30 protein-coding genes are annotated in these 24,855 nt (G+C 41.7%); 18 read left to right on the forward strand and 12 right to left on the reverse strand.

Annotated features, from left to right (window positions below; all coding sequences use genetic code 11):
* Positions 1-242 precede the first annotated feature (242 nt).
* From MCUP_RS07975 to MCUP_RS07985, 3 genes are all read left to right on the forward strand, one after another.
* On the forward strand, positions 243-995 hold the full coding sequence (locus MCUP_RS07975) for an enoyl-CoA hydratase-related protein (RefSeq protein ID WP_048057611.1): 753 nt from the start codon (positions 243-245) through the stop codon (positions 993-995).
* 2 nt (positions 996-997) lie between these two features.
* On the forward strand, positions 998-1,756 hold the full coding sequence (locus tag MCUP_RS07980; protein ID WP_013738294.1) for an enoyl-CoA hydratase/isomerase family protein: 759 nt from the start codon (positions 998-1,000) through the stop codon (positions 1,754-1,756).
* 99 nt (positions 1,757-1,855) lie between these two features.
* Positions 1,856-2,863 (forward strand): hypothetical protein, encoded by a 1,008-nt coding sequence (locus tag MCUP_RS07985; RefSeq protein ID WP_013738295.1) that lies wholly within the window; start codon positions 1,856-1,858, stop codon positions 2,861-2,863.
* 7 nt (positions 2,864-2,870) lie between these two features.
* On the opposite strand, the gene MCUP_RS07990 is transcribed toward MCUP_RS07985, so the two are convergent.
* Positions 2,871-3,677, reverse strand: a complete 807-nt coding sequence (locus tag MCUP_RS07990; RefSeq protein WP_048057612.1) for an HpcH/HpaI aldolase/citrate lyase family protein — start codon at positions 3,675-3,677, stop codon at positions 2,871-2,873.
* 109 nt (positions 3,678-3,786) lie between these two features.
* Here MCUP_RS07990 and MCUP_RS07995 point away from each other — a divergent pair, with 109 nt between their 5' ends.
* Positions 3,787-4,293: a hypothetical protein gene (locus MCUP_RS07995; RefSeq protein ID WP_013738297.1), complete on the forward strand. Its 507-nt coding sequence runs from the start codon at positions 3,787-3,789 to the stop codon at positions 4,291-4,293.
* On the opposite strand, the gene MCUP_RS08000 is transcribed toward MCUP_RS07995, so the two are convergent.
* Positions 4,285-5,256: a sulfurtransferase TusA family protein gene (locus tag MCUP_RS08000; RefSeq protein ID WP_148230926.1), complete on the reverse strand. Its 972-nt coding sequence runs from the start codon at positions 5,254-5,256 to the stop codon at positions 4,285-4,287. The two genes, MCUP_RS07995 and MCUP_RS08000, sit on opposite strands and share 9 nt — an antisense overlap.
* A gap of 162 nt (positions 5,257-5,418) precedes the next feature.
* On the opposite strand from MCUP_RS08000, the gene MCUP_RS08005 reads away from it, so the two are divergent.
* The 10 genes from MCUP_RS08005 (at position 5,419) to MCUP_RS08050 (ending at position 11,611) form a co-directional block, all read left to right on the forward strand.
* A complete protein-coding gene (locus tag MCUP_RS08005) occupies positions 5,419-5,763 on the forward strand; it encodes a hypothetical protein (protein ID WP_013738299.1) in 345 nt (114 codons plus the stop codon).
* Positions 5,760-6,089, forward strand: coding sequence for a DsrE family protein (locus tag MCUP_RS08010; RefSeq protein ID WP_013738300.1), 330 nt, complete (start codon positions 5,760-5,762; stop codon positions 6,087-6,089). Before MCUP_RS08005 ends, MCUP_RS08010 begins: the two co-directional genes overlap by 4 nt.
* Before the next feature lie 81 nt (positions 6,090-6,170).
* Positions 6,171-7,370, forward strand: coding sequence for a YncE family protein (locus tag MCUP_RS08015; protein WP_013738301.1), 1,200 nt, complete (start codon positions 6,171-6,173; stop codon positions 7,368-7,370).
* 10 nt (positions 7,371-7,380) lie between these two features.
* On the forward strand, positions 7,381-8,298 hold the full coding sequence (locus tag MCUP_RS08020) for a hypothetical protein (RefSeq protein ID WP_013738302.1): 918 nt from the start codon (positions 7,381-7,383) through the stop codon (positions 8,296-8,298).
* Positions 8,279-8,818 carry a TQO small subunit DoxD gene (locus tag MCUP_RS08025; RefSeq protein WP_013738303.1) on the forward strand — a complete coding sequence of 180 codons (540 nt, stop codon included), beginning with the start codon at positions 8,279-8,281 and terminating at the stop codon, positions 8,816-8,818. Before MCUP_RS08020 ends, MCUP_RS08025 begins: the two co-directional genes overlap by 20 nt.
* A gap of 81 nt (positions 8,819-8,899) precedes the next feature.
* Positions 8,900-9,154 (forward strand): sulfurtransferase TusA family protein, encoded by a 255-nt coding sequence (locus MCUP_RS08030; protein WP_013738304.1) that lies wholly within the window; start codon positions 8,900-8,902, stop codon positions 9,152-9,154.
* Positions 9,155-9,172: 18 nt separating this feature from the next.
* Positions 9,173-10,402 (forward strand): YeeE/YedE family protein, encoded by a 1,230-nt coding sequence (locus MCUP_RS08035; RefSeq protein WP_013738305.1) that lies wholly within the window; start codon positions 9,173-9,175, stop codon positions 10,400-10,402.
* A gap of 11 nt (positions 10,403-10,413) precedes the next feature.
* A complete protein-coding gene (locus MCUP_RS08040; protein WP_013738306.1) occupies positions 10,414-10,713 on the forward strand; it encodes a hypothetical protein in 300 nt (99 codons plus the stop codon).
* Positions 10,710-11,072 (forward strand): DsrE family protein, encoded by a 363-nt coding sequence (locus tag MCUP_RS08045; RefSeq protein WP_013738307.1) that lies wholly within the window; start codon positions 10,710-10,712, stop codon positions 11,070-11,072. The genes MCUP_RS08040 and MCUP_RS08045 overlap by 4 nt, the downstream gene beginning before the upstream one ends.
* Before the next feature lie 140 nt (positions 11,073-11,212).
* On the forward strand, positions 11,213-11,611 hold the full coding sequence (locus tag MCUP_RS08050) for a hypothetical protein (protein WP_013738308.1): 399 nt from the start codon (positions 11,213-11,215) through the stop codon (positions 11,609-11,611).
* On the opposite strand, the gene MCUP_RS08055 is transcribed toward MCUP_RS08050, so the two are convergent.
* Positions 11,608-13,173, reverse strand: coding sequence for an aldehyde dehydrogenase family protein (locus MCUP_RS08055; RefSeq protein WP_013738309.1), 1,566 nt, complete (start codon positions 13,171-13,173; stop codon positions 11,608-11,610). The two genes, MCUP_RS08050 and MCUP_RS08055, sit on opposite strands and share 4 nt — an antisense overlap.
* An 88-nt stretch (positions 13,174-13,261) precedes the next feature.
* Here MCUP_RS08055 and MCUP_RS08060 point away from each other — a divergent pair, with 88 nt between their 5' ends.
* Positions 13,262-13,939: a PD-(D/E)XK nuclease family protein gene (locus tag MCUP_RS08060; RefSeq protein WP_013738310.1), complete on the forward strand. Its 678-nt coding sequence runs from the start codon at positions 13,262-13,264 to the stop codon at positions 13,937-13,939.
* Between the two features lie 156 nt (positions 13,940-14,095).
* On the opposite strand, the gene MCUP_RS08065 is transcribed toward MCUP_RS08060, so the two are convergent.
* The 4 genes from MCUP_RS08065 to doxD form a co-directional block, all read right to left on the reverse strand.
* Entirely contained in the window at positions 14,096-14,635 is a 540-nt protein-coding gene (locus MCUP_RS08065; RefSeq protein ID WP_013738311.1) for a hypothetical protein, read from the reverse strand.
* Positions 14,636-14,737: 102 nt separating this feature from the next.
* Positions 14,738-15,175 (reverse strand): hypothetical protein, encoded by a 438-nt coding sequence (locus tag MCUP_RS08070; RefSeq protein WP_013738312.1) that lies wholly within the window; start codon positions 15,173-15,175, stop codon positions 14,738-14,740.
* A gap of 46 nt (positions 15,176-15,221) precedes the next feature.
* Positions 15,222-15,719 carry a thiosulfate:quinone oxidoreductase small subunit gene (doxA, locus tag MCUP_RS08075; RefSeq protein ID WP_013738313.1) on the reverse strand — a complete coding sequence of 166 codons (498 nt, stop codon included), beginning with the start codon at positions 15,717-15,719 and terminating at the stop codon, positions 15,222-15,224.
* A gap of 5 nt (positions 15,720-15,724) precedes the next feature.
* Positions 15,725-16,270 carry a thiosulfate:quinone oxidoreductase large subunit gene (gene doxD / locus MCUP_RS08080; protein WP_013738314.1) on the reverse strand — a complete coding sequence of 182 codons (546 nt, stop codon included), beginning with the start codon at positions 16,268-16,270 and terminating at the stop codon, positions 15,725-15,727.
* A 251-nt stretch (positions 16,271-16,521) separates the two neighbouring features.
* Here doxD and MCUP_RS08085 point away from each other — a divergent pair, with 251 nt between their 5' ends.
* A complete protein-coding gene (locus MCUP_RS08085) occupies positions 16,522-17,124 on the forward strand; it encodes a sulfite oxidase-like oxidoreductase (protein ID WP_013738315.1) in 603 nt (200 codons plus the stop codon).
* Positions 17,125-17,152: 28 nt separating this feature from the next.
* Here the strand turns inward: MCUP_RS08085 and MCUP_RS08090 are convergent, their stop codons facing one another.
* Complete coding sequence (locus MCUP_RS08090) at positions 17,153-18,721, reverse strand: APC family permease (RefSeq protein WP_148230927.1); 1,569 nt, start codon at positions 18,719-18,721, stop codon at positions 17,153-17,155.
* Positions 18,722-19,019: 298 nt separating this feature from the next.
* Between MCUP_RS08090 and MCUP_RS08095 the strand changes: the two genes are divergently transcribed.
* Positions 19,020-19,289: a hypothetical protein gene (locus MCUP_RS08095; RefSeq protein WP_048057614.1), complete on the forward strand. Its 270-nt coding sequence runs from the start codon at positions 19,020-19,022 to the stop codon at positions 19,287-19,289.
* A gap of 20 nt (positions 19,290-19,309) precedes the next feature.
* Here MCUP_RS08095 and MCUP_RS08100 read toward each other — a convergent pair whose 3' ends face one another.
* The 3 genes from MCUP_RS08100 to MCUP_RS08110 form a co-directional block, all read right to left on the reverse strand.
* Positions 19,310-19,777 (reverse strand): peroxiredoxin, encoded by a 468-nt coding sequence (locus MCUP_RS08100; protein ID WP_013738318.1) that lies wholly within the window; start codon positions 19,775-19,777, stop codon positions 19,310-19,312.
* 66 nt (positions 19,778-19,843) lie between these two features.
* Positions 19,844-21,163 (reverse strand): glycosyltransferase family 2 protein, encoded by a 1,320-nt coding sequence (locus tag MCUP_RS08105; protein WP_013738319.1) that lies wholly within the window; start codon positions 21,161-21,163, stop codon positions 19,844-19,846.
* Positions 21,164-21,256: 93 nt separating this feature from the next.
* Positions 21,257-23,008, reverse strand: coding sequence for a chloride channel protein (locus MCUP_RS08110; protein WP_048057780.1), 1,752 nt, complete (start codon positions 23,006-23,008; stop codon positions 21,257-21,259).
* 244 nt (positions 23,009-23,252) lie between these two features.
* Here MCUP_RS08110 and MCUP_RS08115 point away from each other — a divergent pair, with 244 nt between their 5' ends.
* Positions 23,253-24,053, forward strand: coding sequence for a sulfurtransferase (locus tag MCUP_RS08115; RefSeq protein WP_048057616.1), 801 nt, complete (start codon positions 23,253-23,255; stop codon positions 24,051-24,053).
* Positions 24,054-24,055: 2 nt separating this feature from the next.
* Here MCUP_RS08115 and MCUP_RS08120 read toward each other — a convergent pair whose 3' ends face one another.
* On the reverse strand, positions 24,056-24,784 hold the full coding sequence (locus MCUP_RS08120; protein ID WP_013738322.1) for an ATP-binding protein: 729 nt from the start codon (positions 24,782-24,784) through the stop codon (positions 24,056-24,058).
* Positions 24,785-24,855 lie beyond the last annotated feature (71 nt).

Genomic DNA, 24,855 nt, shown 5'->3' on the forward strand with positions numbered 1-24,855 from the left:
ATCATCGGGAGCTTGGAACCGACGTAAACATCATCTGTTATTTTTATTATTAGAAAAACTTCTACTGCACTTAGGAATTACAAATATAAGCAACTATATATTTACATAATTTACTTTATTATATCTATCATAGATTTAATTTAAACTACGCTTAATCATATAATTCAGCTAGTCAACAGAGTACAGAAGAAGTCTCTGCTCATGTTGAAGTCTTATATATATAATTTTCTACTAGTATATCGATGTCCTTAGTACAACTAGAAGATCGTGGATCAGTGGTTCTCGTGAAGTTAAGTAGGCCAGAGAAACTCAACGCTCTGAACCTTGAGCTAAGACAAGAGTTGCTGAAAACCCTGAGAGACTTCAACTCCGATCAGAGCAAAAGGGTTGCCATCTTATCGGGGGAAGGTAGGGCTTTCTCAGTAGGGGCGGACCTAGGCTCGATCTCGTCCGACCTAACGGAAGACCTCAGAGCCTCTTTTTATCCCATCTTGAGGGAGATAAGGTTTGCCCAAAAGATATACATTGCGGCGATAAATGGGGTGACAGCCGGTGCCGGTATAAGCTTGTCACTTGCGTGTGACGTGAGATTGGCATCTCCGAGTTCAAAGTTCGTTACTGCGTTTCACAGTATTGGCTTGGCCCCGGACACAGGACTCACCCTTATCCTGACTAGGTTAGGAGGAACGAGGTTTCTAGATAGGCTCCTCCTAGGAGGTGAGATGAGCGCTCAGGATCTAGAAAGGGAAGGAGTAGTCAAGGTAGTAGATGATCCCTTATCGGAGGCCGTAAAAATAGCAGAACAGATCTCTTCTGGCCCATTCAAATCTTACGTCGCCTCAAAGAAACTAATAAATAGGGCTCTGTTCCCCGACTTAGAGGAGTTCCTAGATTACGAGTCGGCACTTCAAGGTTACCTAGGTTCTACAGCAGATTTCAATGAAGGAGTAAAGGCGTTCATAGAGAAGAGGAAACCAAGTTTTAGGGGTGAATAGGATTGAACACTATAATACTTGAGCAAGAGAACGATATAGGTATTATTAAGTTGAACAGGCCGGACAAGTTGAACGCCATCAACATGGAAATGGTATACGATATTGTCCAGGCTCTCTCAACTCTTAGGAACAGCGTAAAAGCTGTCATCATTACGGGTAACGGCAAGGCTTTCTCAGCTGGAGCCGACGTTAGGGAGATGATGAACATGCCCCTTGAGAGTGTAGTGAGAGAAGGTCATATGCCTCTATGGGATGCCATGAGGAGCTTCAGGAAACCGATCATTGCGGCCCTTAATGGGACGACAGCTGGAGGAGGACTAGAGCTAGCCATGGCATGCGACCTAATAGTGAGCGCAGAGAGCGCCAGACTAGGCCAACCGGAGATAAACCTTGGGATAATACCCGGAGCGGGAGGCACTCAAAGACTGACAAGATCTGTGGGAAAATATCGAGCCATGGAACTCGTATTGACAGGAAAGCTCATCTCAGCCTGGGAAGCTTACAGAATGGGGTTAGTGACAAAGGTAGTTCCAGACGAGGCTCTCATGAGCGAAGTTAAAAGAATGGCTAAGGAGATAGCCCACAAGTCTGGATTTTCCGTCGAATTGGGAAAGGAGGCTGTTAACAAAGCCCTTGAGACTACACTACAACAGGGCCTGGACCTTGAGAGGAGAAACTTCTACATGGCGCTGGTCTCAGATGACGGTAAGGAGGGAATGAAAGCCTTCATAGAGAAAAGGAAACCGGTTTGGAAATCCTAAAAGTATAATTTCTATAAATACCTAAATGGAGGATCTAGGATTTAATTGTTATAAAGAACATTTATATATTTAGTCTATATATTATATTAACGAGGTTGCATGTCTGACATTGATTATTTACAAGACCCACTCTATCCAACTCCTAACGTATATCCACCCAAGTGGAGTTTTGATAATGAGAGGGCGTGGCAACTGTACAGGAGGGCGAAGAGGGAGCAGTGGGACGAGGAGGACATAGATTGGAACAAGATTAAGGAGATTGCCTCAGGTTTGGATAGGAAGCAGAGGCTGGCCATCGCCTACTGGTGGTCTCTACTCTCCAACTTCGATAACGCCACTCCCGTTTTCGCTTACGCCGTAATAAAAGGGTTCGAGCATCACTTAGACACGGCAGTGAGAGGAATCCTAACCACGATTACCTACGACGAGAACAGGCATAATATGGTGTGCGGACTTTCGATAGATTCTATGATGAGGGGCTTCCCGTTTCAGTTTAAGCCAATGGATGACCTTGAGAGGAAAGCCATGCTTAATGTTGAGTGGACGTGGTACAACGGGGCGAGGTATTGGAGAGCGTATTTGGAGGCATATAGTAAGTACACCTTGGACGTGCTTTTCACCTCCTTCATGATGGGTGAGGCCGCAGCGACGACGGTCTTCACCACCATGTCTAAGGGATCTAAGATTGAGGAGATGAGGAAGGCCTTCAGGAACACAGCGGTGGATGAGACTAGACACTACGCTTTCACCCACTTAATAATGACTGACGGGGCGTCGAGGATGACGGACGAGCAGAGGAAGCTTGTGACCAAACAGGTGAGGGCTGGGTTCGTCTTCCTCTCCCTAATAACCTACAAACCCCCTAAGGAGTTCTGGAGGTTACCTCCTTGGTTTGAGGAAGTCAACGAGAGGATGGAGGACTTAGCTAGAGGGGCCGGGTTTTACATACCTGAGCTCAAGGAGAAGGAGGAGGCCTGGAGGACGGCCTTAGTCAGGGTGGGAGCCACGCTAGCTAGGTACGGGGTGAAGATACCTGCAATACCGGAGTTAGGGATCACAGGGGAGGAGATTGAGGTATCCGAAGAGGAGTTCATTCCTATCTTTTAACGCTATGTCAAGAGTAATCGCTTAACTTCCTCTTCGCTATCTTATAATGAACCTGATCAACTAGCTGATCTCTTAACCTGATGGCACCCTTCCCTTCCTTTAACGCCTTCTCATAACTCTCCACAATCTCCCTATAAAACTTCATCTCATCCTCAGTTAAAGAAAATACCTCATTGGCTATCAAGACCTGAGATGGGTGAATTACCTGTTTCCCAGCGAATCCTAAAGATTTCGCATATTCCGCCTCTCTTCTAAAGCCGTCTTGATTCTTTAGGTCGAAGTACACCTTATCTATAGGATCCACGTCATAAGCCCTCGCGGTCATAACTAACCTCGTCATTAGGTAGACGTTCCCCTCGTATCCACTTATTTTACCCTCCGAGTGGAGAGCTAGATCGGCAGCTCCATAAGATATAGCTTCGACACCTTCAGATCTGACCAAGTCCTCCATCTCAACTACTCCTCTCGGGGTCTCCACTATGGGTTCCACCTTTTTACCTGTTGCCTTATAAATGAAGTCTAGTCTTCCCTCTGCCTTTGGTACCAAGATGAGGTTAACATCTATCTCAGACAGTAAGAGAAGGTCCTTAATACCGTCTTTTATCGTAACCTGGTTTATCCTAACGCATAGTTCCTTACCTTTCCAAGAATACGTAGAGAGTGAGTTCCTTAGGTTTTCCCTAGCTTTCTCCTTATCCTCCAAAGGTACCGAGTCCTCTAAGTCAAAGACTATAGAGTCTGCAGGTATTTCAACGCTCTTTTCTATCATTCTCTTATTAACGCTAGGAACATACAATTGAGAGCGTCTTTTCATAATACTTAATAATTAATCTAATTTAATAATTTCTCCTATATATCCGATACCTGGGAAAAAGGATAACATACGGAAAAATAATTTAAAATCGTCGAATATAAGACCGAACATGAAATTTAAGATATTTATCTTGATTGCCTTGACGTTGGCTATAGTTTCAATAATCCTTATGATCTCCACAGTTATGCAAGGACAGAGTTCAGTTTACATACCTACCTCCTCGTTAGATAATCACCTCGGGGGGGATTGGACAGTCGTAGCTCAAGCTAAAGTTTACAACTACAATGGATTGTCTCCCATTCTTAAGACATTAGCTAGTCACGCACAGGCCTTTTACTACTCCTCTTATAGGAGTTCGGATTCTAACCTTTCAGTGTTCCTTTTCAAGTATGATAGCGATAATCTATCCAATATAGTCACGACTATTATGGGAATATATAAAGATCTTGATTTTAATGTAACTAAGCTAAATAACACTGGATTTTACGTTTCCTCAAACGATACCGTATCTCTTTACTCTACCTACAAGGACTACATCATTGTTATTTACATCTCTGGAAACCAATCGAAAGAATCGATTGAGATACTTAGTTTACAGGAAAGAACTCTAGGTTGATTTAAGATAGAACACGTGGCCTAGGCCCTTTATCTTACCCAGCTTCGCCCTCGCCTCCTCGTTAAAGAGTCTCTGACCGTTCATATCTAACATGAGACCTAGAATCTTTTCGTCGCTTACTAAGCCCACAGCTAACCACTTTCCACCTATCGAGGCGGATGAGACGCAAGTTAAACCTTCGAATCTAAAGTGATCTTCTCTGAGTTCCTCTATTGGAACTTGTTTAACAATTCTATCAAACTTTGAGTATAAGAAGGCTATAAACCCTATATCTTTGATAAGTTGTGGAATTAACTCCCATTTTGTTAAGCCTAATTCGTACATTTCATCAATACTAGGATCTCCTAGCTTAAGCATAACGAACGAAACGTAGTCACCCATGTTGTATATCTCATACCTACATTTCATTAGCCTAGCCACTTCAGGTAAAGTTATGTTCACAGCTGCAGGATGATCTACTAGGATCTCGAGTTCCTCTCCTGGTCTCATCTTGGATAACTCCTTCTTTGCAGCTATCTCTGGAACTGGACACTCCTCACCTCTCACATCTAAAACTCTCCTAACTAAAGGTTTCATCATGAAGACAAGTGAGGATATGTCCGTGTTCTCCTTTTCAGATTTATTACAGATCGACTCAGCGTACTCCTTGAGATTCCTAGTTATTCCCTCCTCTAAACTTGATCTTATCAACTCATTAGAGGACTCGACGTTTACGTTCACTTCTAGGGTTTCGTGATCGTTAAACACCAAGCTTACTCTGAACTTACCGGTCTCCTCCAAAATGTGGATTCCACCCTTTCCAGTCTTAATTAGAACCGGAAAAGATATCTTACCTAGCCTAAGTTTAGCTGAATAGCCCCAGTTCAGTCTCCTCACGTCAGACAGCATGTATAGCCTCTTATATCTCTCGACGTTGAGTAACTCTTGATAGTTCTTTGCCCTCAAAGTAACTGAAATTCCCACATGATTAATTAGTTTATCGCATATATAAGTATTTTTTATGATGTTTGTAGGTCAGTTAGAGTAATGAAATTAACAGATAATTAAACGGTTGAACAAATTTTCATTTGATTCGTTGTATGCAAAAGATTTATAAATTAACAAAGCGGTTACAAATTGATTAAAATGGTAAAAACTGACTCTTGTGGATGCGTGGTTCAGAGGAAATATGCCTCAGACTATCTCGCAAGACGCCTGTACGCATTAAACGAGAAGGGATTCAGCTTAGTTAAGAGAGTGGAAATAGGAGATGGGAGATGGTTTGAAGTCTACAAGAGAGGGAACGATTACAGATACAAATCTTCTGAATGTCCGTTGGTTGTCATTACCTTGGAGGCGCTCCTTGAAGCCAAGGAAGATGGTACATTAAACAAATCTAATTGGAGAGAAGTACTAAGGGGAGTTAAGGGATTGCAGATTAACGAAGTCATAGAGAGGATCGGAAGCTCATTAAGCGAGGTGTTATCATGAAGAGAGTAGCTTACATTGTCGAATCTAATTTAGGTTCCTACATTTTAGGCCAGATGATAGTTCCCCAAATGGAGGAGAAGAGGCATGGAGTTGAAGTGGTTGGAATGTTCTTCATCCATGATAACGTCTACATTCCCATGAAAGATAATCCTCTAGGACAAAGATTAGACAAGCTATCTGAGTCAGGACTGTACCTTCAAGCTTGCGATCAATGCGTTTATATGAGGAACCTAGCTGATAAACTAGTGAGTAGCTGTAAGATAGGATGTTTCCCCGACTTTTATAAGGCAATAACAGACAAAGTGGACCTAGTTATAACTATTTAACAAAAATTAAACAAAAGATAGAAACTAGTTATAAATACGTTATTTTTAAAAAGGTTCAAGATTCATGTTAAATGATATGATATGAACTACAAATTTTTACTAATAATAGGCATCATTGTTATTTTACTTGTCGGCATTGGTGCGGCTTACATAATGCTAAGGAGCAGTTCCCCATCTACTACTACGACTACTACGACCACCACGACTAGTACAAATAGTACAAGCACTAGCACTACGACCAATAACAATTTCTATTTCCTAGCTTTCACACAGAAAGGGATAGCTCAAGTTCTCAATCCGTTTAGTTCATCGCAAAGCTTCCTTGGGTTCCAAAGGTTGGTAAATATCTCAACTAGCGTACCTACCCAGGTCTACTACTGGGAGGAAGTTCCTTTAGGTGTTAGTCTAAAATACGTTTTTATGCCACTAAATAACGGCACCGTTTACGTGGTGAATACTACAAACTTTAAAGTCGTTAAAACGTTTGAAGTGGGTAAGTCGGTTGGCTTCATAGGAGTTTCGATCTCACCTAACGGTGAATACGCTGCCATAGCTGATGGACCTTCTGGAGTTGTTGAAGTTATAAACGTTCAGAGTCTTCAGACAGTGTGGAGTAAGGACTTCGTATCTAGCGTAGGTAAGACATACTATCCTTGTGATGTGAGATGGACCCCTGATGGAACCGAACTTCTTATCCCAATGAGGTTCAACAACAGTATAGATATCATTAGTGCGGCTAATGGATCCTTAATTAACGTTAAACCAACTTCTTTAGGATCACAACCTTACATGTTAAGTCCGAACGACCAAGGCACAATGGTAGCCGTGGAGTTTGTAGGCAACAATTCGGTCGGATTTTACTCACTACCTAACCTTCAACTAATGGGAATGGTTCAAATGCCAAGCGGATTGGTCCCTCAACGTGGAGTCTTCACGCCCGACGGGAAATATTACTTAGAGGCCCCTAGCAATAACAACACTGTGGTGGTTATCTCCACCTCCAACTTCCAGGTCGTAAAGGAAATCAGTTTACCTGAGATCTCCCCTGCTGGATTAGCTGACATCGAGATTACACCTGGAGGAAGCTACGCCTACGTCGTGATGCACGGGAGCGTTAGTACAGGCGGGATGATAGCTCTCATCTCGTTATCTACCCTATCCCTCTCATACACTCTACCATTGACAACTGCACCTTCTATCGTAATTCCTATAACCCAAAGTTTGGGGGCTTATTTGGTGAACAACGTTATGCTACCTCCTGTAACTGGCCTACATTGTTAAGTGATACCTTATGAAGCCAATTAACCCCTTTTTCTACATTTTCCTATTTTTTAACGCCACCGTTTTCATTCCGATAGTAGTTAATGGAATCAGGATCGTCTCTCTCTGGTACTCTCCCTTAGCTGACACGGGACAGATCTCCTTTATTGAGCCTTTTCTTGTTTTCGTTTTAGTTTATATATTTTTTTCAATTCTACTCGGTTTGCTGTTATATAAATCTAGGAAAGGTAGGTTCATCTTGATTCACGGTCCAATGAGATTGAGGTCTGTGCTCAAGGCAACCATGAAGGATGAGATCGGAAGGGCGATTGTCATAGCCTACGTACCAGCTTACTTCATTAGCTTTTTAATAGTTTCAGGTCTCCTTATGGTTCCTAACATAAACGTTAGTTCATATTTCTTACAATTAACTACTATTTCATATCAAGGGGAGGGAATGCCTATGCTGGGACCATTAGTCCTAAATTATCCACTCCTAGTATTAGGCGTTATTAACGATGTAGCGCTTACTCTTTCGCTGATATTTTCTTACTACGTTATGTCCTTGATCTACGTCTCTAGTTCCACTTATAAGTGGATGGTTCCTAAATCGTTTAGGATGAGTGCTTTGAACACCTCGGCTGGCTTCCTGACTGCCTCAATACCTTCTATTGGCACAGTAGCTGGTATTTGCTGTTTAACTCCCACAGCTATCAACTCGCTGCTCTACTTGATCTCGGGCAGTTTTCCAACATTGACTAAAGGATTGACGTGGAAGTATGGAGCTTTCATTGCTGGAGCGTGGACCGGAGGAGTGCTTCAAGCCTTTCTGCTACTGTCCCCAACTTTAACAGGCATAGTCCTTCTTACGATCGGAATATGGCAGGTAACGGTAATATCCTCTAAACTTGTTAAGAGGGCGATGACAGTTGAGACCCCTGAGAAGTGAGCAAAATATAGAGAAATTAATCATTAGGCTCGCGGTAAGTTCGATATGGATTAACGCTGGTGTACTAAATAAACTACTTAATCCGGGCTTCCTCAATCCAGGTTCCACATCGTTTATAGGTTTCACAGTACAGTATCTGGCGGAGGGTTCCCCTATCAGAGCCTTTCTCTACTACGCGGTTTTCCCTCACTTATACACTGTGGGTGTGCTCGTGATGATAGGTGAGATAAGCTTCGGAGTGCTTACGTTGCTGGGTTTGATGTCTAAACTGGCTTCAAGCGTGGCTTTCTACACTAATCTTATCTATTTTCTTTCGGCTTATTGGACCGGAGCGGACGAATATGGAATAAATCTCCTTCTTATGTTGCTGGACCTTTATATTTTGATTAAAGGAGCCGGAACCATTTCCATAGATTACCTCATCGAAAAGAGAATTAAGATCATAAGAAGCGGCAAACTTTGGTTCGCCCTAGGATCTATAATTTACCTAGTTGTGGTCCTTTATCTCCTAATTTATTAAATTTTTAAGCTATTAAAAAAACAGTTTAAAAAAGAACATAACTTAAAAGAATGTAAGGATATAATGATAATTGGTGATATAATGTCATCCGAACCCTTAAAGATCAGGGAACCAGATGAAAGAGTAGACGTCATAGGAGAGTCGTGTCCTGTGCCTGAGATGACGGCTAGCAAGAAACTTAAGAAGATGAAAGCGGGACAAGTGTTAGAGGTTTTAACAGACCATCAACCTGCCGTAGACGTAACTCTACCTTCCTTATGCAAAAACTTAGGCTATCCTTATATAGTAATTAAAGATGGAGACGTGTACAAATTTAGGATACAAAAGGTGGGGTAGAAGTTGACCACCCCCTCCATGATCCTTCAACCAGTTTTTCCCTTATCTTGGGCATTAATATTTGGGTTGTTTGGCCTGAGCGGATTCATACTTGGATGGGTAGCTCAGAGAGGAAACTACTGTTTCGTAAACGCTATGACCTCTATCTTTACAACCAAGAGCTTCGAGAGGTTTGGAGCGCTCCTGATTCTGTTCGGGCTAACAGCATTAGGAACCGGTCTCTTAGTAGCCTTTGGTGTAGTGCCCGCCGTAGATCAATACTTTAACAACTACTTTGCAGGATGGTACATCTTAGTTGGATCCTTCATTTTTGGCTTTGGAGCAGCCCTAGCAGGAGGATGCAACTTATCCATGCTTTATAGAGCAAGTAGTGGGTACGTTCAGAACTGGATTGAGTTGTTTGGGATGATGATAGGGACTTACATCTTCGCGATAGCTATATGGCCTTTTCAATCCTTCACTATGGAGAACGGGATATTTTCTACAAGCGCTGGGGGATATGTAGAGTACTTACCTTACGTACTCTTTCATTCCGTATCAAATATGTCTGTTTACATCACGACAATGATAGTAGCCCTACCGTTACTCTTTCTGGGAATTTACTTACAAATGAGAACTAGAAGCAAGTGGGGTAAATCTAGTGGAGGAAGTTTAGGGTTACCTGGAGTGAAAATACAAGGAACGAACTCTTTACCTCTTCCTGGACCTACCTCTATACCGTCTAACTTGAGGCTAAAACAGGAGGTGAAGGACATGTTCCTCCTTAAGAAGGCTTATGGAACCAACCTCTCTACGGTAATACTAGCGCTAGATATGATCCTTGTTTTTATAGTGGGAGCTGGATACACTTTCAATTATCTAGTAATCACGTCTTCCGATGGAGGTAGATTCTTTGAATATCTCTTAATGATTCCAGGAATAAATCTATTTACAAATACTCCTTGGTTTAATAGCTCATTACCTATAGTTGACCCAAGTACCCTTATGGTTGTCATGCTTTGTGTAGGAGCCTTCGCAGCGTCATACCTGAGTGGGGACTTCAAGATAAGGATCCCAAAGGACAGGAAAAGGTTAGCGATAGGGTTTATCGGTGGTATGCTGGTAGGTATAGGTGTAAGGATGGCTTTGGGATGCAATGTCGGTCTTATGTGGACAAACTTCGGTCAGCTTGGGTATGACGGTTACATCTTCTTGGGTGGCATGTTAGCTGGCGTTTTCCTAGCCGTTAAAGTCCAGGAGAGATTATGAGGTGAGGTTAAGTGGAAGAAGTGGGTAAATCTAAGCAGAAATCTACCTCTTATCCCATTAGAAAGGTTATAGCGCCGTTGATCCTTTCGTTGTTTGCTATTGGTTGGTATCAGTTCAGTAAAGTCTATCTAACTGAAGCTAATAATATAGCGTTACACCAAGCGAACTTCCTCGTCTACGTCCCTCCTGATCAACTTCAAGGCTACCTTAGCGCAACTACATGGATATGTTACACTGTTGTATACGTGGGTTTAATTATGTTTTGGATCTCTTTAGTTAACTTTGTGAAATCTAAGGAGGTGAAACAATGAGTGACATGTACTCCTTTATGATGATATCCGGAGATGAGGAGAAGGTCATGATGGGTGTGATCACCGCAATAGGTTACGCCTCTGGGGGAAACAAGATATATATGTTCTTCACAATGGACGCATTGAGAGCTCTTACTGCCGAATCTGAAAAGATATCTCTCAAGGGAACTAAAACGTTAAAGTACTACCTTGATAATCTATTTGAGTTAGCTGGAGAGGACCTTGAGATAACGGCTTGCGAGTTCGGAATGAGAGTGAAGGACGTTCATGAGGATCAGTTCATTTATAAGGTAAAGGTAGGAGGAGTATCGGAGTTCGCCCTGAAGAGCTCTCAGTCAAAAGCTACTCTAATCTTTTAGTTTACCTTGTGAGGCGTGCCTAATCTTGCATCGTTCTAAGCTAAAACCTTGAACTCAAAGCTCTTCGTTTTATTTTACATTATCAACTCGAAAAGATATTGAACATTCATATATAACACATCATTATATTTTATCTTAAAATGGACAGAATGGATTTACTGGGTCAACTGCTTGCTGAACATGGAATACCACCAAAAGGTTTTGAGATCATAGAAAGGGGGACTAGAGTAAGAATATCCGAAGGTAGCCACATAGATTTAATGGAGTCCGGAATAATTTTACTATACGTTTCAAAGAGAATCCCTTGCTGGAAAGCTTACGAAGTCAAGGAGAGAATTAAAAGGTACATGGATCGACTAGCTTCGTTCAATGCCATAGCTGGTATAGAGATTAGTGATCAGTGCCTTTTATCCCTTCTACGTAAACTTAACGTTGCTATTTCACTTGAGTCTCCAAAAGATGATCAGCTATCTACCTTGTGGAGAGAGTACGTTATTACGTTAAAGATAGTTCCACTTCTCACTGGAGCTACCGATTAGTAAATTGTTCTTGCCTGCTCTCTAAGGAACGATAACAGATAATACGGTCCCCCTGCGTTCTTCCCTGTCCATCCAGAATCCTTCCAACCTCCAAAAGGTTGAACGCCTGGCATAGCTCCAGTTGTAGATCCTGATTCTCTGTTAGCGTAAACTACTCCAGCTTCAATCTCTCTGAAGAACTCTTCTATCTCATCCTCATCATTAGAAAATATCCCAGCCGTGAGCCCATAATCAATGTCGTTAGCAAGTTTTATACCCTCCTTAAGATTAGAAATCTCCTTCACTAGGATTATGGGTACGAAAAGTTCAATCTTCCACAACGAGCTGGTATAGGGCAAATCAACTACAACTGTAGGTTCAACCAAGTATGTCCTGGAGTCTTCCCTCACTCTTCCTCCTATCAGTATCTTCCCTCCTTCGCTTTGGGCTTGATCTACAAATCTCCTGAACTTATCTACTGCTGACTTATTAATTAAAGGACCTAGGAAAGTTGACTTCAGCCTGGGATCTCCAATTGCAGTAGCCTCAATCCTAGCTTTCAATATGGACAGGAATTCTTTGAATACCGGGCTCTCGACGAAAACCCTCGAGGTAGCGCTGCATTTCTGTCCCCCAAAACCGAAGGCGGCTCTATAAGTTCCCTCTACGGCCTTCCTAAGATCGGCCTTAGCGGTTATTACAGTAGCGTTCTTCCCCCCAAGCTCCATGACCGCAGGTCTAGGTTTGAGATTTATGAACTTCTTCAGGAGGGTATGTCCTACTTCTCTAGAGCCTGTAAACGCGAAACCTGCCATATCCAAGTTCCTCTCAATAACCATTGATACGACCTCACCTGGCACAGTTAAGTAATTAACAACGTCTGATGGAAACCCCGCCTTTCTAAGTATCGAAACTAACTTATACGCTGAGAGGGGAGTGTCCGAAGAGGGCTTAACTACAACAGTGTTCCCTGTCATCAATGCCCCCAGGGTCATTGTAGCGGTGATAGCCAACGGAAAATTGAATGGAGAAATGATCAACCATGCACCATAGGGTCTCATAACAGAAACTCCCTTCTCACCTCTAACTATCCTACCTTCCATCTCCTTTACGTAACCTCTATTTTCCTCTAAGATTTGAGCATAATAATTCAGATAATCTATCGTCTCGTCCACTTCCGCTATGGCCTCAAATCTATTCTTGCCGTTCTCAAACGTGATTGTGGCTGCTAACTCGTATTTCATCCTCCTCATTTCGTTAGCTGCCTTAATCGCGAACTCTACTCTGTCCCTCCAATCCGAGTCCTTCCAGTAGCTGAAGCTTTCCTTAGCCACCTTAATCGCTTCCTCCAACAGTTGGCCGTTATCTTCTTGGAAAACACCTAAGGTGAGAGAGGTGTCTATGGGGCTCTTAACTACCCTTTTCGTGGTAGTTTTAATCTCCTTATCCGCTAAAAGTATAGGGTACTCTAGTCCTAATTTCTCCTCAACCCTTTTTATTCCTTCGTCAAATAGCTTGTGGAATTCCTCCTCCTTACCTTCTTGAAGATAACGTTGGAAGGTCCTCTCGTTTAGAAACGGCATGTATTAATGTTAATCCTCTAAGTAATAAAAGACAATCCTCTTGAAGTATGATAAAGTATTTTTAGTTTGCTAAATCTTAATAAAATATGTGGTTATAAAAGAGATCCTTTACAAGCATCTAGCTGATGACGACCGTCTAAAACAATTTGAGGGAGAGTATTGGCCATCTCAAATATGGAATTGTTTAAGAAGGCAATATTACGATAGGCTCTATCCAACAGCGAGTGGGGCGGAAGCAGCTAGATTTACCCTACTCGGTGAAACGATCCATGAGCTTGTTGCGGACATCTTGAAGAGAGAACCTGGTATTAAGATCTTTACAGAGGTGCCTGTTAGGATCCCTCATCCAACAAACAATGAGATCGTGATCTCCGGTAGGGCAGATGACCTAATTATAGTTGAGTTCACTAATGAGCGTTATCTTGTGGAAGTCAAGACGGTGAGTGACCTGAGAAGTAAGGTAGAAAGGGGATATTTACCTAGATTAGATCACAGAGCGCAACTTAATCTTTACATGAGGGCCTTCCCTAAATCTAAAGGCGTTCTCTTCTATATTGACAGAGCGGATTTTGACGCGGAGGAGTTTCAGATTAGTTTCGATCAAGATCTATACAATAAAACCTTACAGAGGGTTGAGTCACTTCATAGGGCCTTAAATGAGAGAAACGTTCCTGAACCAGAGGCGAAGAAATACTCGGATATGAGTTGGCAATGCTCTTACTGTGTACACAAGGCTAGATGTGATAGAGAACTGAAGGGTGATTGAATGAGTTCAACAAGTTCAGTGTCGCTCGACTCTTTGCTTCAAAAACGAATCGTAACTTAAAGAATTAGTGAAGGTGCCACTTAACTTTAGACCTAGACTTCTAGACAATCAAGGAGATTGTAAGTGAGCAACGGTTGAACGGCCCTTTAACCTTGATCAGCCTGATTCCGAACTCCCTTTCTCTTGCGCTTGGTCGCCTACATACTGCTTAAGCGCGGGGAAAATATGATCGTTAATGATGTGCCCCAATAGCTTGGATAACTCAGTGCCTGTCACTTTTGATTTTACGTTCAAGTTTTGATTGGTGGAAAGTATTATTCTTAGCGTGCTGTCGTTTGAGGAAAACGCGAATAGCATCTCAAAGCTTTCGGATTCGTCTAGGGTCACTCCTTTGTAGCTCACCCCTGCACCAGAGTAAATAGGCCCCTCAAAGTATCCCGTCACGGCCTTGACTCCTCCTCCCGTTTTAACTATTGACTGGGCTAGGAATACCGATTTAGAGCCGAACAGGTATGCCACATAGAACTTGTTAGTAAGAGACTTACCTTGTGAAGGATAAACAAAGTCTCCTGTTATCTTATCGTATACTTTAAGAGCAGCTATATGTCCTGTAGCCCCCATTATAAAATAGGGATTGCCCAAACACATCATGGCCTTATCTTTTGAGACAGCCCTTATCTCAACGTTCTGTATCATAATCTTTGATGTCCTTTTCTGACTATAAATATTTGTTAGAAACAATTAAACTGTAAAACTTGTAATTAGATCTAGTTTCAAAGCAAAGCGTTATTACACCTTTCATCTTCTAACTAGGCCGTAAATGGTTATGCCAATACCTACAAAGAAAACTATCAAACCTATTAAAAACGCTAGGCTAGCTAAAACTAGGGATTTAGATATCTCGGTAGAGACAATCGTTACGGATATTGGCTCGGTTAGGTTGTTCTCCACATTAACGCTTGGTGAGGTCCCACTCACTATGAAAGCCTGTCCGTTCGATAAGTAAGTTATGTTACTAACTGTACCCTCGATTAATATCTTAGGAGGAAGTGAAGAGTTATAACCGACGTTTACCGTGTTTTCACCGCTCCTTAACTCAATCGTTTTCTCTTGACCAGGTGATAAATTGAAAGAAATTATATCTATCGAGCCTTTAGCGATTAGGAAACCGCTAACTCCTAATACCAGCCCTACGACAAGAACTATCAGGCTTATTACGACTATGTTTTTTCTCATGAATAAATATCTATTAACTTTATATAAAAACCGTTGAGTTAAGCCTTTAAACGTAGAACGTGTGGCTAGCCATAGAATCTTCGCTAATTGCAGGAGTGTATAACTTCACTGTGTAATTCCCTGGAGATAGATGAATGGGAATGAGCAACTGGAATTGGGCCTCGCTACCTAACACCACTGCAAATCCAGTGTACCAGTTCACATAATCCTTCTTGTTCTCATTCCAGGGAGCCTGAATGACTTTCACCGTGAAATTAGCTATCTGAGACGAGTTCAGATAGAGGTGCCATGAGGAGTTGTAGATCTCCATGAGAGGAGCAGAAGCCGGATAAGCGTCGGGACCATTCACGTCCGTTATATTCATAATTAACAGAGTCTTGTTTCCTAAGCTCTCGGCGTTGACGTAAGTGATTTCTAACTTCGGGAGCTTCGAGTAGTTAACTAAAGGTCCTACAACGTTACCATAAGCCCATTGTCCAGTTCCTAAAATCCACGCTACAATGAATACTCCAGCCAATATAGCTAAAACAACCGTCTTATCCATTTTCATCACCAGAGTTTAATCATATTTAATATTGGAACTTTTTTGGAGATAGGTCTATCTCCTAGCCTCTCGTAGAGGAACTTGTCCAATCCCATAACCCTTCCGCTAGCAGTGAGCATTAGAACTATCGAACCTGCGGTCAATAGAGCTCCTATCTGCCACTCGTCTTCGCATGTAGATCCTAACCAGTAAGCTGGGGCAAAACCTACGGACATGAACAGAGAGGCTAAAGCTGCTAACCTGGTTAGTAAACCTAGAACGAGGAGTAAGCCAGCTATTATCTCAATGTAACTAAATGCTGTAAGGAAAGAAACGTCTAGCGATCTGTTCTCAAGCGTCATAAGCAAAAGGGACTTGAACGGTCCCGAATGAGGCAGAAAATTGACGAGTTTACCTCCAACGAAAGATGATGAGTTAGGATCTAACTTAGCGGGCTTTAAAACGGCCTTTCTCAATCCTCCGTCCAAGAACATCCAACCTACTGCAAATCTAATTGGAAACAGATACTCCATCCTTGTTGAGTTTCCCGAATTTAATTGCTTCTCTGCCAAAATTATCACCGTGTAAACTTACTAAAAACCTTATTTAAAGTTTTAGTTAATAAAGTATAAATAATTTTTACTTGAATATCTTAGTATTAGATATCTGAACATTAAAGCCAATATTTATATAAATAGTCTCTATAAATATTATTTCGCTTAATAAGTATATGGTTGTACTAGAAGATCTAAGAGGATCTTACATAAAAGCTGTTTTGAAAAAGCTAACATATCCTTAAAAAACCCAAAAACAATCTGACCTTATGGAAAATCAAGCTCAGTTACCATCAGGTCAAAGGGCCGTCAAGAGGTTCATCTATTATGCGGCGCTGGGAGTGCCCGAAGTGGACTTAAACGACTACAGGTTCAAAGTGTCGGGATTAGTAGAGAGGGAAATGAGTTACGATTATAAAGATCTCATTTCAATGATTAACGTTGATTACAAAAGGGACTTCCATTGCGTAACTGGCTGGAGCGTACTAAACGTGGACTGGAAAGGGATAAGGCTCTCCACGCTACTGAGCAGGAGCGTTCCTAAACCGGAAGCGAAATGGGTGTTATTCTACTCTCTTGACGGATACACGACTACAGTACCCTTAGAGGAGGTGAAAAGAGAGGATTCCATTCTAGTTCTATATATGAATGGAAAACCACTAACTTTGGAACAGGGATTTCCAGCTAGACCGTTCTTTCCCACACTGTATGGTTGGAAGAGCGCCAAGTGGGTAACCTCAATGGAGCTCATAAAGGATTACGTTGATGGTTATTGGGAGGAGAGAGGCTATCACGAAAGGGGAGACGTTTGGCAAGAGGAGAGATTTAAGGGATTGTGGGGAAGGCATTCAAAAAAGAGACCAATCTTATAGATCTCCGCCTATAGATCTCTATTGGAAGTTAATCTTTGTGTTCGAAGACTTCATTATGGTACAGGTAATTCCTTTCCTTTAGACCTTGATATATCCCTAATGGATAAAACAACGCTAGTGAGAGAATTACTGTTAAGAGGGTTGCCTGGAGGTACGGGATCAAGTTGAGCGCTCCGTCAGATCCTATATATGTCATAAAAGTAAGGAAAGCGATATATCCAACGTACCATAATGACTCTTTTAGCCCTTCCTTAACCTTTCCTAGAAAGCCCAATATAGCTGTTATTCCAGCTAGGATTATCACAGAATAAGGTACTGCGGGCCACCCACTCCAGAACACTATCAGAGAGGAAGCGGCGAAGGCTATCGGAGAAACCACTGAACCGCCCTTTATTTTCCACTTAGTTACGCCCTGTTTCCTGAGAACCATCATTGCAACAGGATTAGTTGAGAAACCTATGTATCCTGCAACCGTAGCGTCGTCGATCAGCCCGTAAATGCTAGGGACTGGAGCGAACAGGAACGCAATTAACGCTCCGATAACTGCAAACACTATAAGACCCCAATATGGTATAGCGTATTTGCTATGCAAAGCCTTAAATTTCTCATGAAGAAACCCAGATCTTGCTGACGCCAATAACACTCTGGCTCCGCCACCCATATATACGTAACCTGTCAGAAAGGGTCCTATTATGCCACCTATTAAGAGTAATATTAACGCAACTTCTCCAGGACCGGAATGTAAGTGACTAGCCAGGACTATGAAAGGATTGCCTACCAAACTGTTTAACGATGACCATTCACCCGGTATTAAACCTAGTTTAGTCCAATTCAAGTTAGTTAGAAAGGTAAAATCAAATAGCAGATAAACTATTCCTTCGCCAATAACTGTAGCTATGAGAGCATACACCAAGTAGGATCTCTTTTTCACCTCCTCTGCGAAATCCGGAATCACTCTAGCCCCACCAAAGGCAAACATAGCGTAAGGCATGGCAGCGAAAATTCCTGAAACGCCAAAAGGAATAAATCCATAGGACGTCAAGTTCCTTACGTCAAAGAAACTTACCAGGAGTAGGAAAGCTGGAAGTATATATATGATGTATTTTATCGTACCGAAACTCGAGGTCACTTTTGAAAAAGTTTTCACTCCATAGTAATTAAATGGAATGTAACCGAACATTAGTATTACCCCAATTATTGCGCCCTCTAGAGTAGGGAAACCCCGTAAGTTTAGGAGCGAAGGGAAGACGTAATCTAGCCCCTCAATGGTCGCGAAAGCCTCTATCGGAGGAATGAAAAGGTACCAGAGTAAGTCGGCCATGGCATTTATAAGATTTGTAACAGAGCCGTGACTATAAATGGAATATCTAGATGGCCCACCCGCCTCAGGATATGTTTGAGATAACTCAATATACGTAATTGAGATCGTTATGTAGAATAGGATAGCTACTATCCACGAGACGAGGCTTGCTGGACCTGCCACAGCTGACATTTGCAACGGACTAAAGAATATTGCAGTCGCTACAGCAGATGCTAGACCTATTATTATCAACGAGGATAAACTAATTTCTTTTTTCATACCTTTATCTCCAGACATGAGAGGAAAGAAGAGCTTTCGAACTATTTAAGTATTACTTAATAGCGAAGATGACATCTAAACTAGATTAGAAATAAATTCTATAATATTATTTATTATAATTAGATAATTTATTAAAGAAACTAAAATTATATAATATATAAGTGTTAAATTTTTAAATTAATCATAAAATTTTCATTTAACTCTGATAAAAGGCTTCACACTTAAAAAGTTTATACTTTATAATTGCCTGGAGATAGTTAAAACTTTTCAAGCAATTATAAGAAAGTTTAATAATACCAAAGATAATTACGATATTATGAGTAAAACTTACATCAGATATGACTCATCTTCGGACCAAGGGGAAATCAGATTGATGCAGTTCAGCCTAATAAAGGAGGACAAGGCAATATGGAGAATAAAGTTAGTGAGTGTTAGTTCAGATGAGATGCAGAGCCTTATGAACCCTCATTTATCTCAGTTCGGGAAGATGTGCTATGAAACTGGGTCTACGGGATACGTCTGTCCAATTTGTAATTTAGAAATAGATGAGTTCGGTTTATGCGGTTGCGGAACCGGATCAGGTTAAAAACGGATCAGGTTAAAAAATTACCTGATTTTTCTTACAACTTCCTCTATCTCCTTATAGTTTGGTTCGTTTCCTAATTCCTTTCCAACCCACTTATAGACTATCTTCCCTTCCTTGTCTAGAACGAACACTGCTCTTTTAGCTAAGATGTAACCAGGAAGCAGTGGGAACTCCATATCTATTCCGAAGGCCTTAACGGCCTCTCTTTTGTAGTCACTTAAGATCGTGAAGTTTAGTTTATTTGCCTCTTTGAACGCTTTATTACTAAATGGAGGATCCACACTTATTCCTAGCACTACCGCATCAACTTCGTTAAACTTGGCCATAGAGTCCCTAAACGTACACATCTCCTTAGTGCAGACAGATGTGAAAGCTCCTGGATAGAAGGCCAAGACTACAGCCTTCCCTTTGAAATCTGATATCTTCACCTTCTTAAGGTCTGTGTCTACAAGTTCCACGTCCGGTGCCTTTTCACCTATTTCTGGCATAACTTCAAATTGAAAGGTTTAGGATATAAAACCAGTTTATCAAAAAGCTTGTATTGTATAAGCAAATTACCTTGTTAACCAGGTATCCTGCTTCCATACTGTAATGAGAGCGTAAATGCTGACTATCATTTGTATAAGAAGGGCTAAAGACCCCACCGTCAAGGTCTTAAGTTTCTCGTCATGTAGAAGTTTCCACAAAGCGTAAATGAAAGGAATGGCCGTAAGGTCGCTTGCTAGGTGAATGAGAATGACCGAGTAAGTGAACCTTATTCGCGGGAAGTAGTTGACGTGAGCGTGTGCGCTGAAGGGAAATGTGCTCTGTCCAAAAATTAGAGCGAAGATTATCTTTTTTGCTAGCAGAGAAGGCAGATGAAGGAGAAAGTGACCTCCGTACACTATCGCCATCTCATAATCCGCTGGATTAAGATCCATCACCTTTCTACCCAAAAATATAGTATCGAAAACCGTAATTCCGAGAATGAGGAAGGGTAGAATTGTTGTGTAAATAAAGTTATAAATGTAGATTGGGCCCCTCTTTAACATCGTTCCATCATAGAGCTCCCTGAAGAAGAAGTAGTAGTTTGCCCTTGACCACCTAGTTAACTGTCTGTAAAGCTTCCTTATCGTTTCGGGAGGATACGTTAGCACAACCGTATTGAAGTCCACTACAGCTTTATATCCCCTTGATATAACGTAATTGGTTAGCTGTTTATCGTCTCCTATAATTGATCTCCTGCCCATAAATTTCGGGTTCTTGAACTCTTCACTTCTCATGAAGTCCTTAACGACTTCAGTTCTATACATAGAGCATTTACCGTTAAGTAAGACAGCGTACCCAGATCTGTTTACAGCTCTCATTGTCGCTTCTTTTAATCTCTCTATAAGTTCGGCCATATAATACGTAGTTCCCGTCTTCACGTTCCTAACGTTTACGCTCACTCCCGCCACGTCTTCAGTCATCAAAGTTAACATGTTGTGTATGCCATCTCTTGGTAAAACGGTGTCGCTATCAAGGAGAAGGACAAACTTACTTTGGACGTATGAAATACCTTTCGAAAGCGCGTTCCTTTTACCTCCTCTTTTCTCTAGATAAACGAATTCGCCCCCATATCTGGTCGTAATTGACCTATAGGGTTCGTCTGATCCGTCTCCTACCACTATGAACTTTACACCTTGCCTTGAGACCGAGGAGACCACGTTCTCGAAAATGTCTGCCCTCTCTTGATATACAGGAATTAAAACGGTAACATCGGAGAGACTACTTACCTTAATTCTCTTAGGCTCCCTTAAGTTTAGAGCTAGGAACGAGTTCAATAAGAAGTAAATTAAGGAGAGGGAAAGCGTAATTGAGCCAAAGATCAAATAAAGGGCGTTAATTTCATTCATTATAGTCAAAATTTATAAGAGAACTTAGATTAAAAGCTATTCGTAGCAGAAAAGTTCCATATGTTTTGTGATGACATGAATAGTGCAGTTATCTTAATGGATTTTCTTTACCTCGTTATCATACGTTGCTAACAACGACTCTAGCGTCACCACTCCGATGAATCTACCGTTCTCGACAACAGGGACCCATCTGCTTTTGTTAATTGCCATTATTTCCCACGCATGCTCAAGAGTGGAGTTTGGAGTGACGTAAGGAGATCCCCTGATCACGAACTTGTTCACCTTCTCATCCGGATCGGTTTCCGAGATGTCCTGGAAATATATAATACCTAGGAATCTAGAGCCATCATCGATCACTGGAACGCTCAAGACGTTATTTTCTCTCATAATAGATAATGCGGTTCTCACAGTGTCTGAAGCCTTAACTTTTATATCGCTTATTTCGCATTCACTTACTTTCAATCTCACCATTACTGGAGTCTCATACTCACTTCTGTGAGCTGGGGAGTCCTTCCTTGTTGGGACTTGACTTCTATATATTGTGTAGTTTCCTGAAACTAAATAGGAGATTGCAACCGCTATCATTGCACCTGGTAGTAGTTGCAAACTCGATGTCATCTCAGTAACCATAACTATAACAGAGAGCGGAACTTTCCCTGCAGCTGCAAAGAATGACATCATTCCTATTATTACAAAAGCTGCAATATTTGGAACTATATCGGGGAAAACATAGTGGAAGGCCAAACCTACATCTGCTCCTAGAAACGCCCCTATGAAAAGTCCAGGGGCGAACACTCCTCCACTCCCTCCGGACCCTATAGACAGAGACGTCGTTACTATCTTTATGAAAGGTAATAGGACGAGAAGTAGAATGAGCGGAAATACAGGAGAGTAGAGCGATGAGAAACGTTGAAACTCGACTAAGTTTATCCAACCGTAACCTGTACCTAAAGTCTCTGGGGCTGCTAGCATTATTAAACCCGCTATTCCTCCACCGATCATGGGCTTCACATGATTGGGGATCGGAATTTTTTTGAAAAGCGAAAAAAATGAATAAAACGATTTGACGTACAAGATAGCCATAAGTCCTGAAATTAGACCCAATATAGCGTAAAGAGGTAATCTTAAAGGTGAAAATGTACCCGTATAGTAACCAAATATAGGAGTAAATCCAAATATTGAACCAAAGATTGAATATCCTATAGCAGAGGCTACGAGCCCTGGGAAAATTAGCTCGGGTTCCAGGTCCCTCTTGTAAAGTATCTCAGCCGCTAAGATTGCACCCCCAATTGGGGTCTTAAATATAGTTCCTATTCCTGCACCTATACCTACTGCCAGTGCCCTACGTCTGTCCTCTGGAGATAGCTTTAGGATGTCAGCGATGAGTGAACCCACTCCTGATGAGAACTGAGCTGTGGGACCTTCCCTTCCAGCGCTCCCTCCCGAACCTATGGTCACCGCGGAAGAGAATATCTTAACCGGAATTACAATCCACCGGACCTTACCTTGAAGATAGTGATACGCCTTTATTGCAGCGTCCGTACCGTGGCCCTCTGCCTCTGGGGCGAACGTATAAACAACTAAACCTGAAATCAGCCCACCTATCATGAGGGAAACAGGAATTAGCAGATATCTCCCAGGTTGAAATGAAAAGTTGATAGAACCCCCTTCTCCGACTGGATGCGGAATCGCCATACCTACTAACTTTTCGATAAACAGGAACTCAAATAGCTTGAGGGAGAGATAGAAGGTTACTGACGCCAGGCCAGCCACAATTCCGAGTATGATACCCAATATCAACCACTTCTCGAAATAGGGTAATGACGAAAGTTTTGGAATGGGCATCTTTAGAAACATGCAGTTAATTGAATATATTAGTTTCGACGTTTTACGCTAGGGAAAATTACACAAAGTGTTCAATGCGAGGACATTGACGCGCCGATTTTGAAATCTTTTCCTGCCCATCGTTATTTGGCTTAAACTTTTCCTAAACGAATTAAAGTAAATTAATTTCAATTTTATTATGATTTAATTAACTTGCGAAAATGACCGAATCTTTTATTTACTATATATATCAAGCAATTAGCAAATGTCACTTCTACTATCTTACGAAGACCTCGAAAAAAATGAAAACTTTACTGTAGTTGAGGTATGCTTTTATACGGACTCCTACATTGACTGGCACATTCCAAACGCGATAATGCTCCCTTGGAGACTTCTCAGACATCCTATTAAAAGAGACTTCGCATCAAAGGAGGATTTAGAAAGTGGCCTTGGTAGCGTTGGGATATCTAATGAGGATAGATTGGTCTTATACAGCGACCTTAACAATAGATATGCGTTTTACGCATTCTGGGTGTTGAAAGCCTTTGGACATAAAGAGCTATACGTATTAAACGGAGGTAAGACTCTATGGGAAGTAAAGGGGCTGCCCAAGGAGAGAGAGATGAGGAGGAGAGCTACCACTAAATATGAAGCTAATACCCCAGATTGGAGTGACAGGGTAATGGTGTGGGAAATTCTAAAACGACTGAAAGAAGCTGACGGGTTTCAGCTCCTTGACGTAAGGTATAGAGAGGAATATTATGGAGATGTTGGGACTTCACCAGAGCATCCTAATGAGGAAAGCCAGACCACAGGTCACATCCCAGGCGCGATAAACGTCCCGTGGAATGTCTTCTTTGACGAGGTCACTGAGGAGCTCATTCCTCCAAATAGGCTTAACCTGAAAATCGAGAAAACGGATACTGTAGTATATTGCAGGACCGGGGCCAGAGCTTCTCTAGTTTGGTTTTATCTCAAATACCTCTTGGGGTTCCCCAGGGTCAGACTGTATGACGGTTCTTGGGCGGAATGGGGTAACATGGTGGGAGTACCAGTAGAGAGATGATTTTAAATTTCAACTTTATCTAAATCATTTGCAACTATAAATTGATCATCAAATTTTCTCACTCTTATTTTTCTTAACTCGCCATCTTTGTAGAATATAGCTTCGCCAGTTGTCAATGACTTGATTTCGTTCTCTACGTCCTTAGTCTTCAGAGGCAATATCTCCTTGTACACTTTGATGTCTACCGGATGAACTACCTTGTGCAAGAAGTAAATCTCGCTTTGGCTAAGCACGTCCTTGTTCACCTTAGCTGATCTTTGGCTAACTAAAATCATTCCCAAACCCCTTTTTCTTCCTCTTAAAGCTATCCTAGTCAAGATATCGCTAAGGGGGGTTCTCTCACCTTGGGGGATGAACTCATGAGCCTCTTCAACTAAGATGAATAGGTCTTTCTTCCTCACCTTAGAGACATCCCAGAGATAATTCATTAGGCTTGTCAGGAACTTAAAGACCTCCTCATTCCACTCGTTCACATCCAGATCAACGCTTCTCCCAAGATGAACTAGGTTTACGATCTCTTCAGGGTCCTCAGAAAACTTATCAAATGTTGTAACTTTCAGTCCCTTGTACTCTCCGTCTGGGTCTATTATTATAACTGGAACCCCGGCGTTGATCAACTCTTCAGCGAATATCTTAGCAGTGTTCGACTTGCCTGAACCTCTTATACCCAGGATTGAGACGCACTTTCTAACAACGTCGTTTGAATCCAACGTTAACGAACCTAAATCCATACATAGTTTATCGAATTGAAATAGCTTTTAAGTCGCATAGCACGATATGACTTTTTAACTTATTTATCAAC

It is taken from the genome of Metallosphaera cuprina Ar-4, assembly GCF_000204925.1.
Taxonomy (GTDB): Archaea; Thermoproteota; Thermoprotei_A; order Sulfolobales; family Sulfolobaceae; genus Metallosphaera; species Metallosphaera cuprina.

Bases quoted from the DNA above. Each gene is read 5' to 3' on its own strand.
- MCUP_RS08065 (WP_013738311.1), bottom strand. From the start codon at position 14,635: ATGATACAGAACGTTGAGATAAGGGCTGTCTCAAAAGATAAGGCCATG.
- MCUP_RS08095 (WP_048057614.1), top strand. From the start codon at position 19,020: ATGAGTAAAACTTACATCAGATATGACTCATCTTCGGACCAAGGGGAA.
- MCUP_RS08120 (WP_013738322.1), bottom strand. From the start codon at position 24,784: ATGGATTTAGGTTCGTTAACGTTGGATTCAAACGACGTTGTTAGAAAG.
- MCUP_RS08085 (WP_013738315.1), top strand. From the start codon at position 16,522: ATGGAAAATCAAGCTCAGTTACCATCAGGTCAAAGGGCCGTCAAGAGG.
- MCUP_RS07995 (WP_013738297.1), top strand. From the start codon at position 3,787: ATGAAATTTAAGATATTTATCTTGATTGCCTTGACGTTGGCTATAGTT.
- MCUP_RS07985 (WP_013738295.1), top strand. From the start codon at position 1,856: ATGTCTGACATTGATTATTTACAAGACCCACTCTATCCAACTCCTAAC.
- MCUP_RS08035 (WP_013738305.1), top strand. From the start codon at position 9,173: ATGATCCTTCAACCAGTTTTTCCCTTATCTTGGGCATTAATATTTGGG.
- MCUP_RS08045 (WP_013738307.1), top strand. From the start codon at position 10,710: ATGAGTGACATGTACTCCTTTATGATGATATCCGGAGATGAGGAGAAG.
- MCUP_RS08010 (WP_013738300.1), top strand. From the start codon at position 5,760: ATGAAGAGAGTAGCTTACATTGTCGAATCTAATTTAGGTTCCTACATT.
- MCUP_RS08100 (WP_013738318.1), bottom strand. From the start codon at position 19,777: ATGCCAGAAATAGGTGAAAAGGCACCGGACGTGGAACTTGTAGACACA.
- MCUP_RS08030 (WP_013738304.1), top strand. From the start codon at position 8,900: ATGTCATCCGAACCCTTAAAGATCAGGGAACCAGATGAAAGAGTAGAC.
- MCUP_RS08110 (WP_048057780.1), bottom strand. From the start codon at position 23,008: ATGCCCATTCCAAAACTTTCGTCATTACCCTATTTCGAGAAGTGGTTG.
- MCUP_RS08090 (WP_148230927.1), bottom strand. From the start codon at position 18,721: ATGTCTGGAGATAAAGGTATGAAAAAAGAAATTAGTTTATCCTCGTTG.
- MCUP_RS08070 (WP_013738312.1), bottom strand. From the start codon at position 15,175: ATGAGAAAAAACATAGTCGTAATAAGCCTGATAGTTCTTGTCGTAGGG.
- MCUP_RS08015 (WP_013738301.1), top strand. From the start codon at position 6,171: ATGAACTACAAATTTTTACTAATAATAGGCATCATTGTTATTTTACTT.
- doxA (WP_013738313.1), bottom strand. From the start codon at position 15,719: ATGGATAAGACGGTTGTTTTAGCTATATTGGCTGGAGTATTCATTGTA.
- MCUP_RS08105 (WP_013738319.1), bottom strand. From the start codon at position 21,163: ATGAATGAAATTAACGCCCTTTATTTGATCTTTGGCTCAATTACGCTT.
- MCUP_RS08020 (WP_013738302.1), top strand. From the start codon at position 7,381: ATGAAGCCAATTAACCCCTTTTTCTACATTTTCCTATTTTTTAACGCC.
- MCUP_RS07975 (WP_048057611.1), top strand. From the start codon at position 243: ATGTCCTTAGTACAACTAGAAGATCGTGGATCAGTGGTTCTCGTGAAG.
- MCUP_RS08115 (WP_048057616.1), top strand. From the start codon at position 23,253: ATGTCACTTCTACTATCTTACGAAGACCTCGAAAAAAATGAAAACTTT.
- MCUP_RS08050 (WP_013738308.1), top strand. From the start codon at position 11,213: ATGGACAGAATGGATTTACTGGGTCAACTGCTTGCTGAACATGGAATA.
- MCUP_RS07990 (WP_048057612.1), bottom strand. From the start codon at position 3,677: ATGAAAAGACGCTCTCAATTGTATGTTCCTAGCGTTAATAAGAGAATG.
- MCUP_RS08055 (WP_013738309.1), bottom strand. From the start codon at position 13,173: ATGCCGTTTCTAAACGAGAGGACCTTCCAACGTTATCTTCAAGAAGGT.
- MCUP_RS08005 (WP_013738299.1), top strand. From the start codon at position 5,419: ATGGTAAAAACTGACTCTTGTGGATGCGTGGTTCAGAGGAAATATGCC.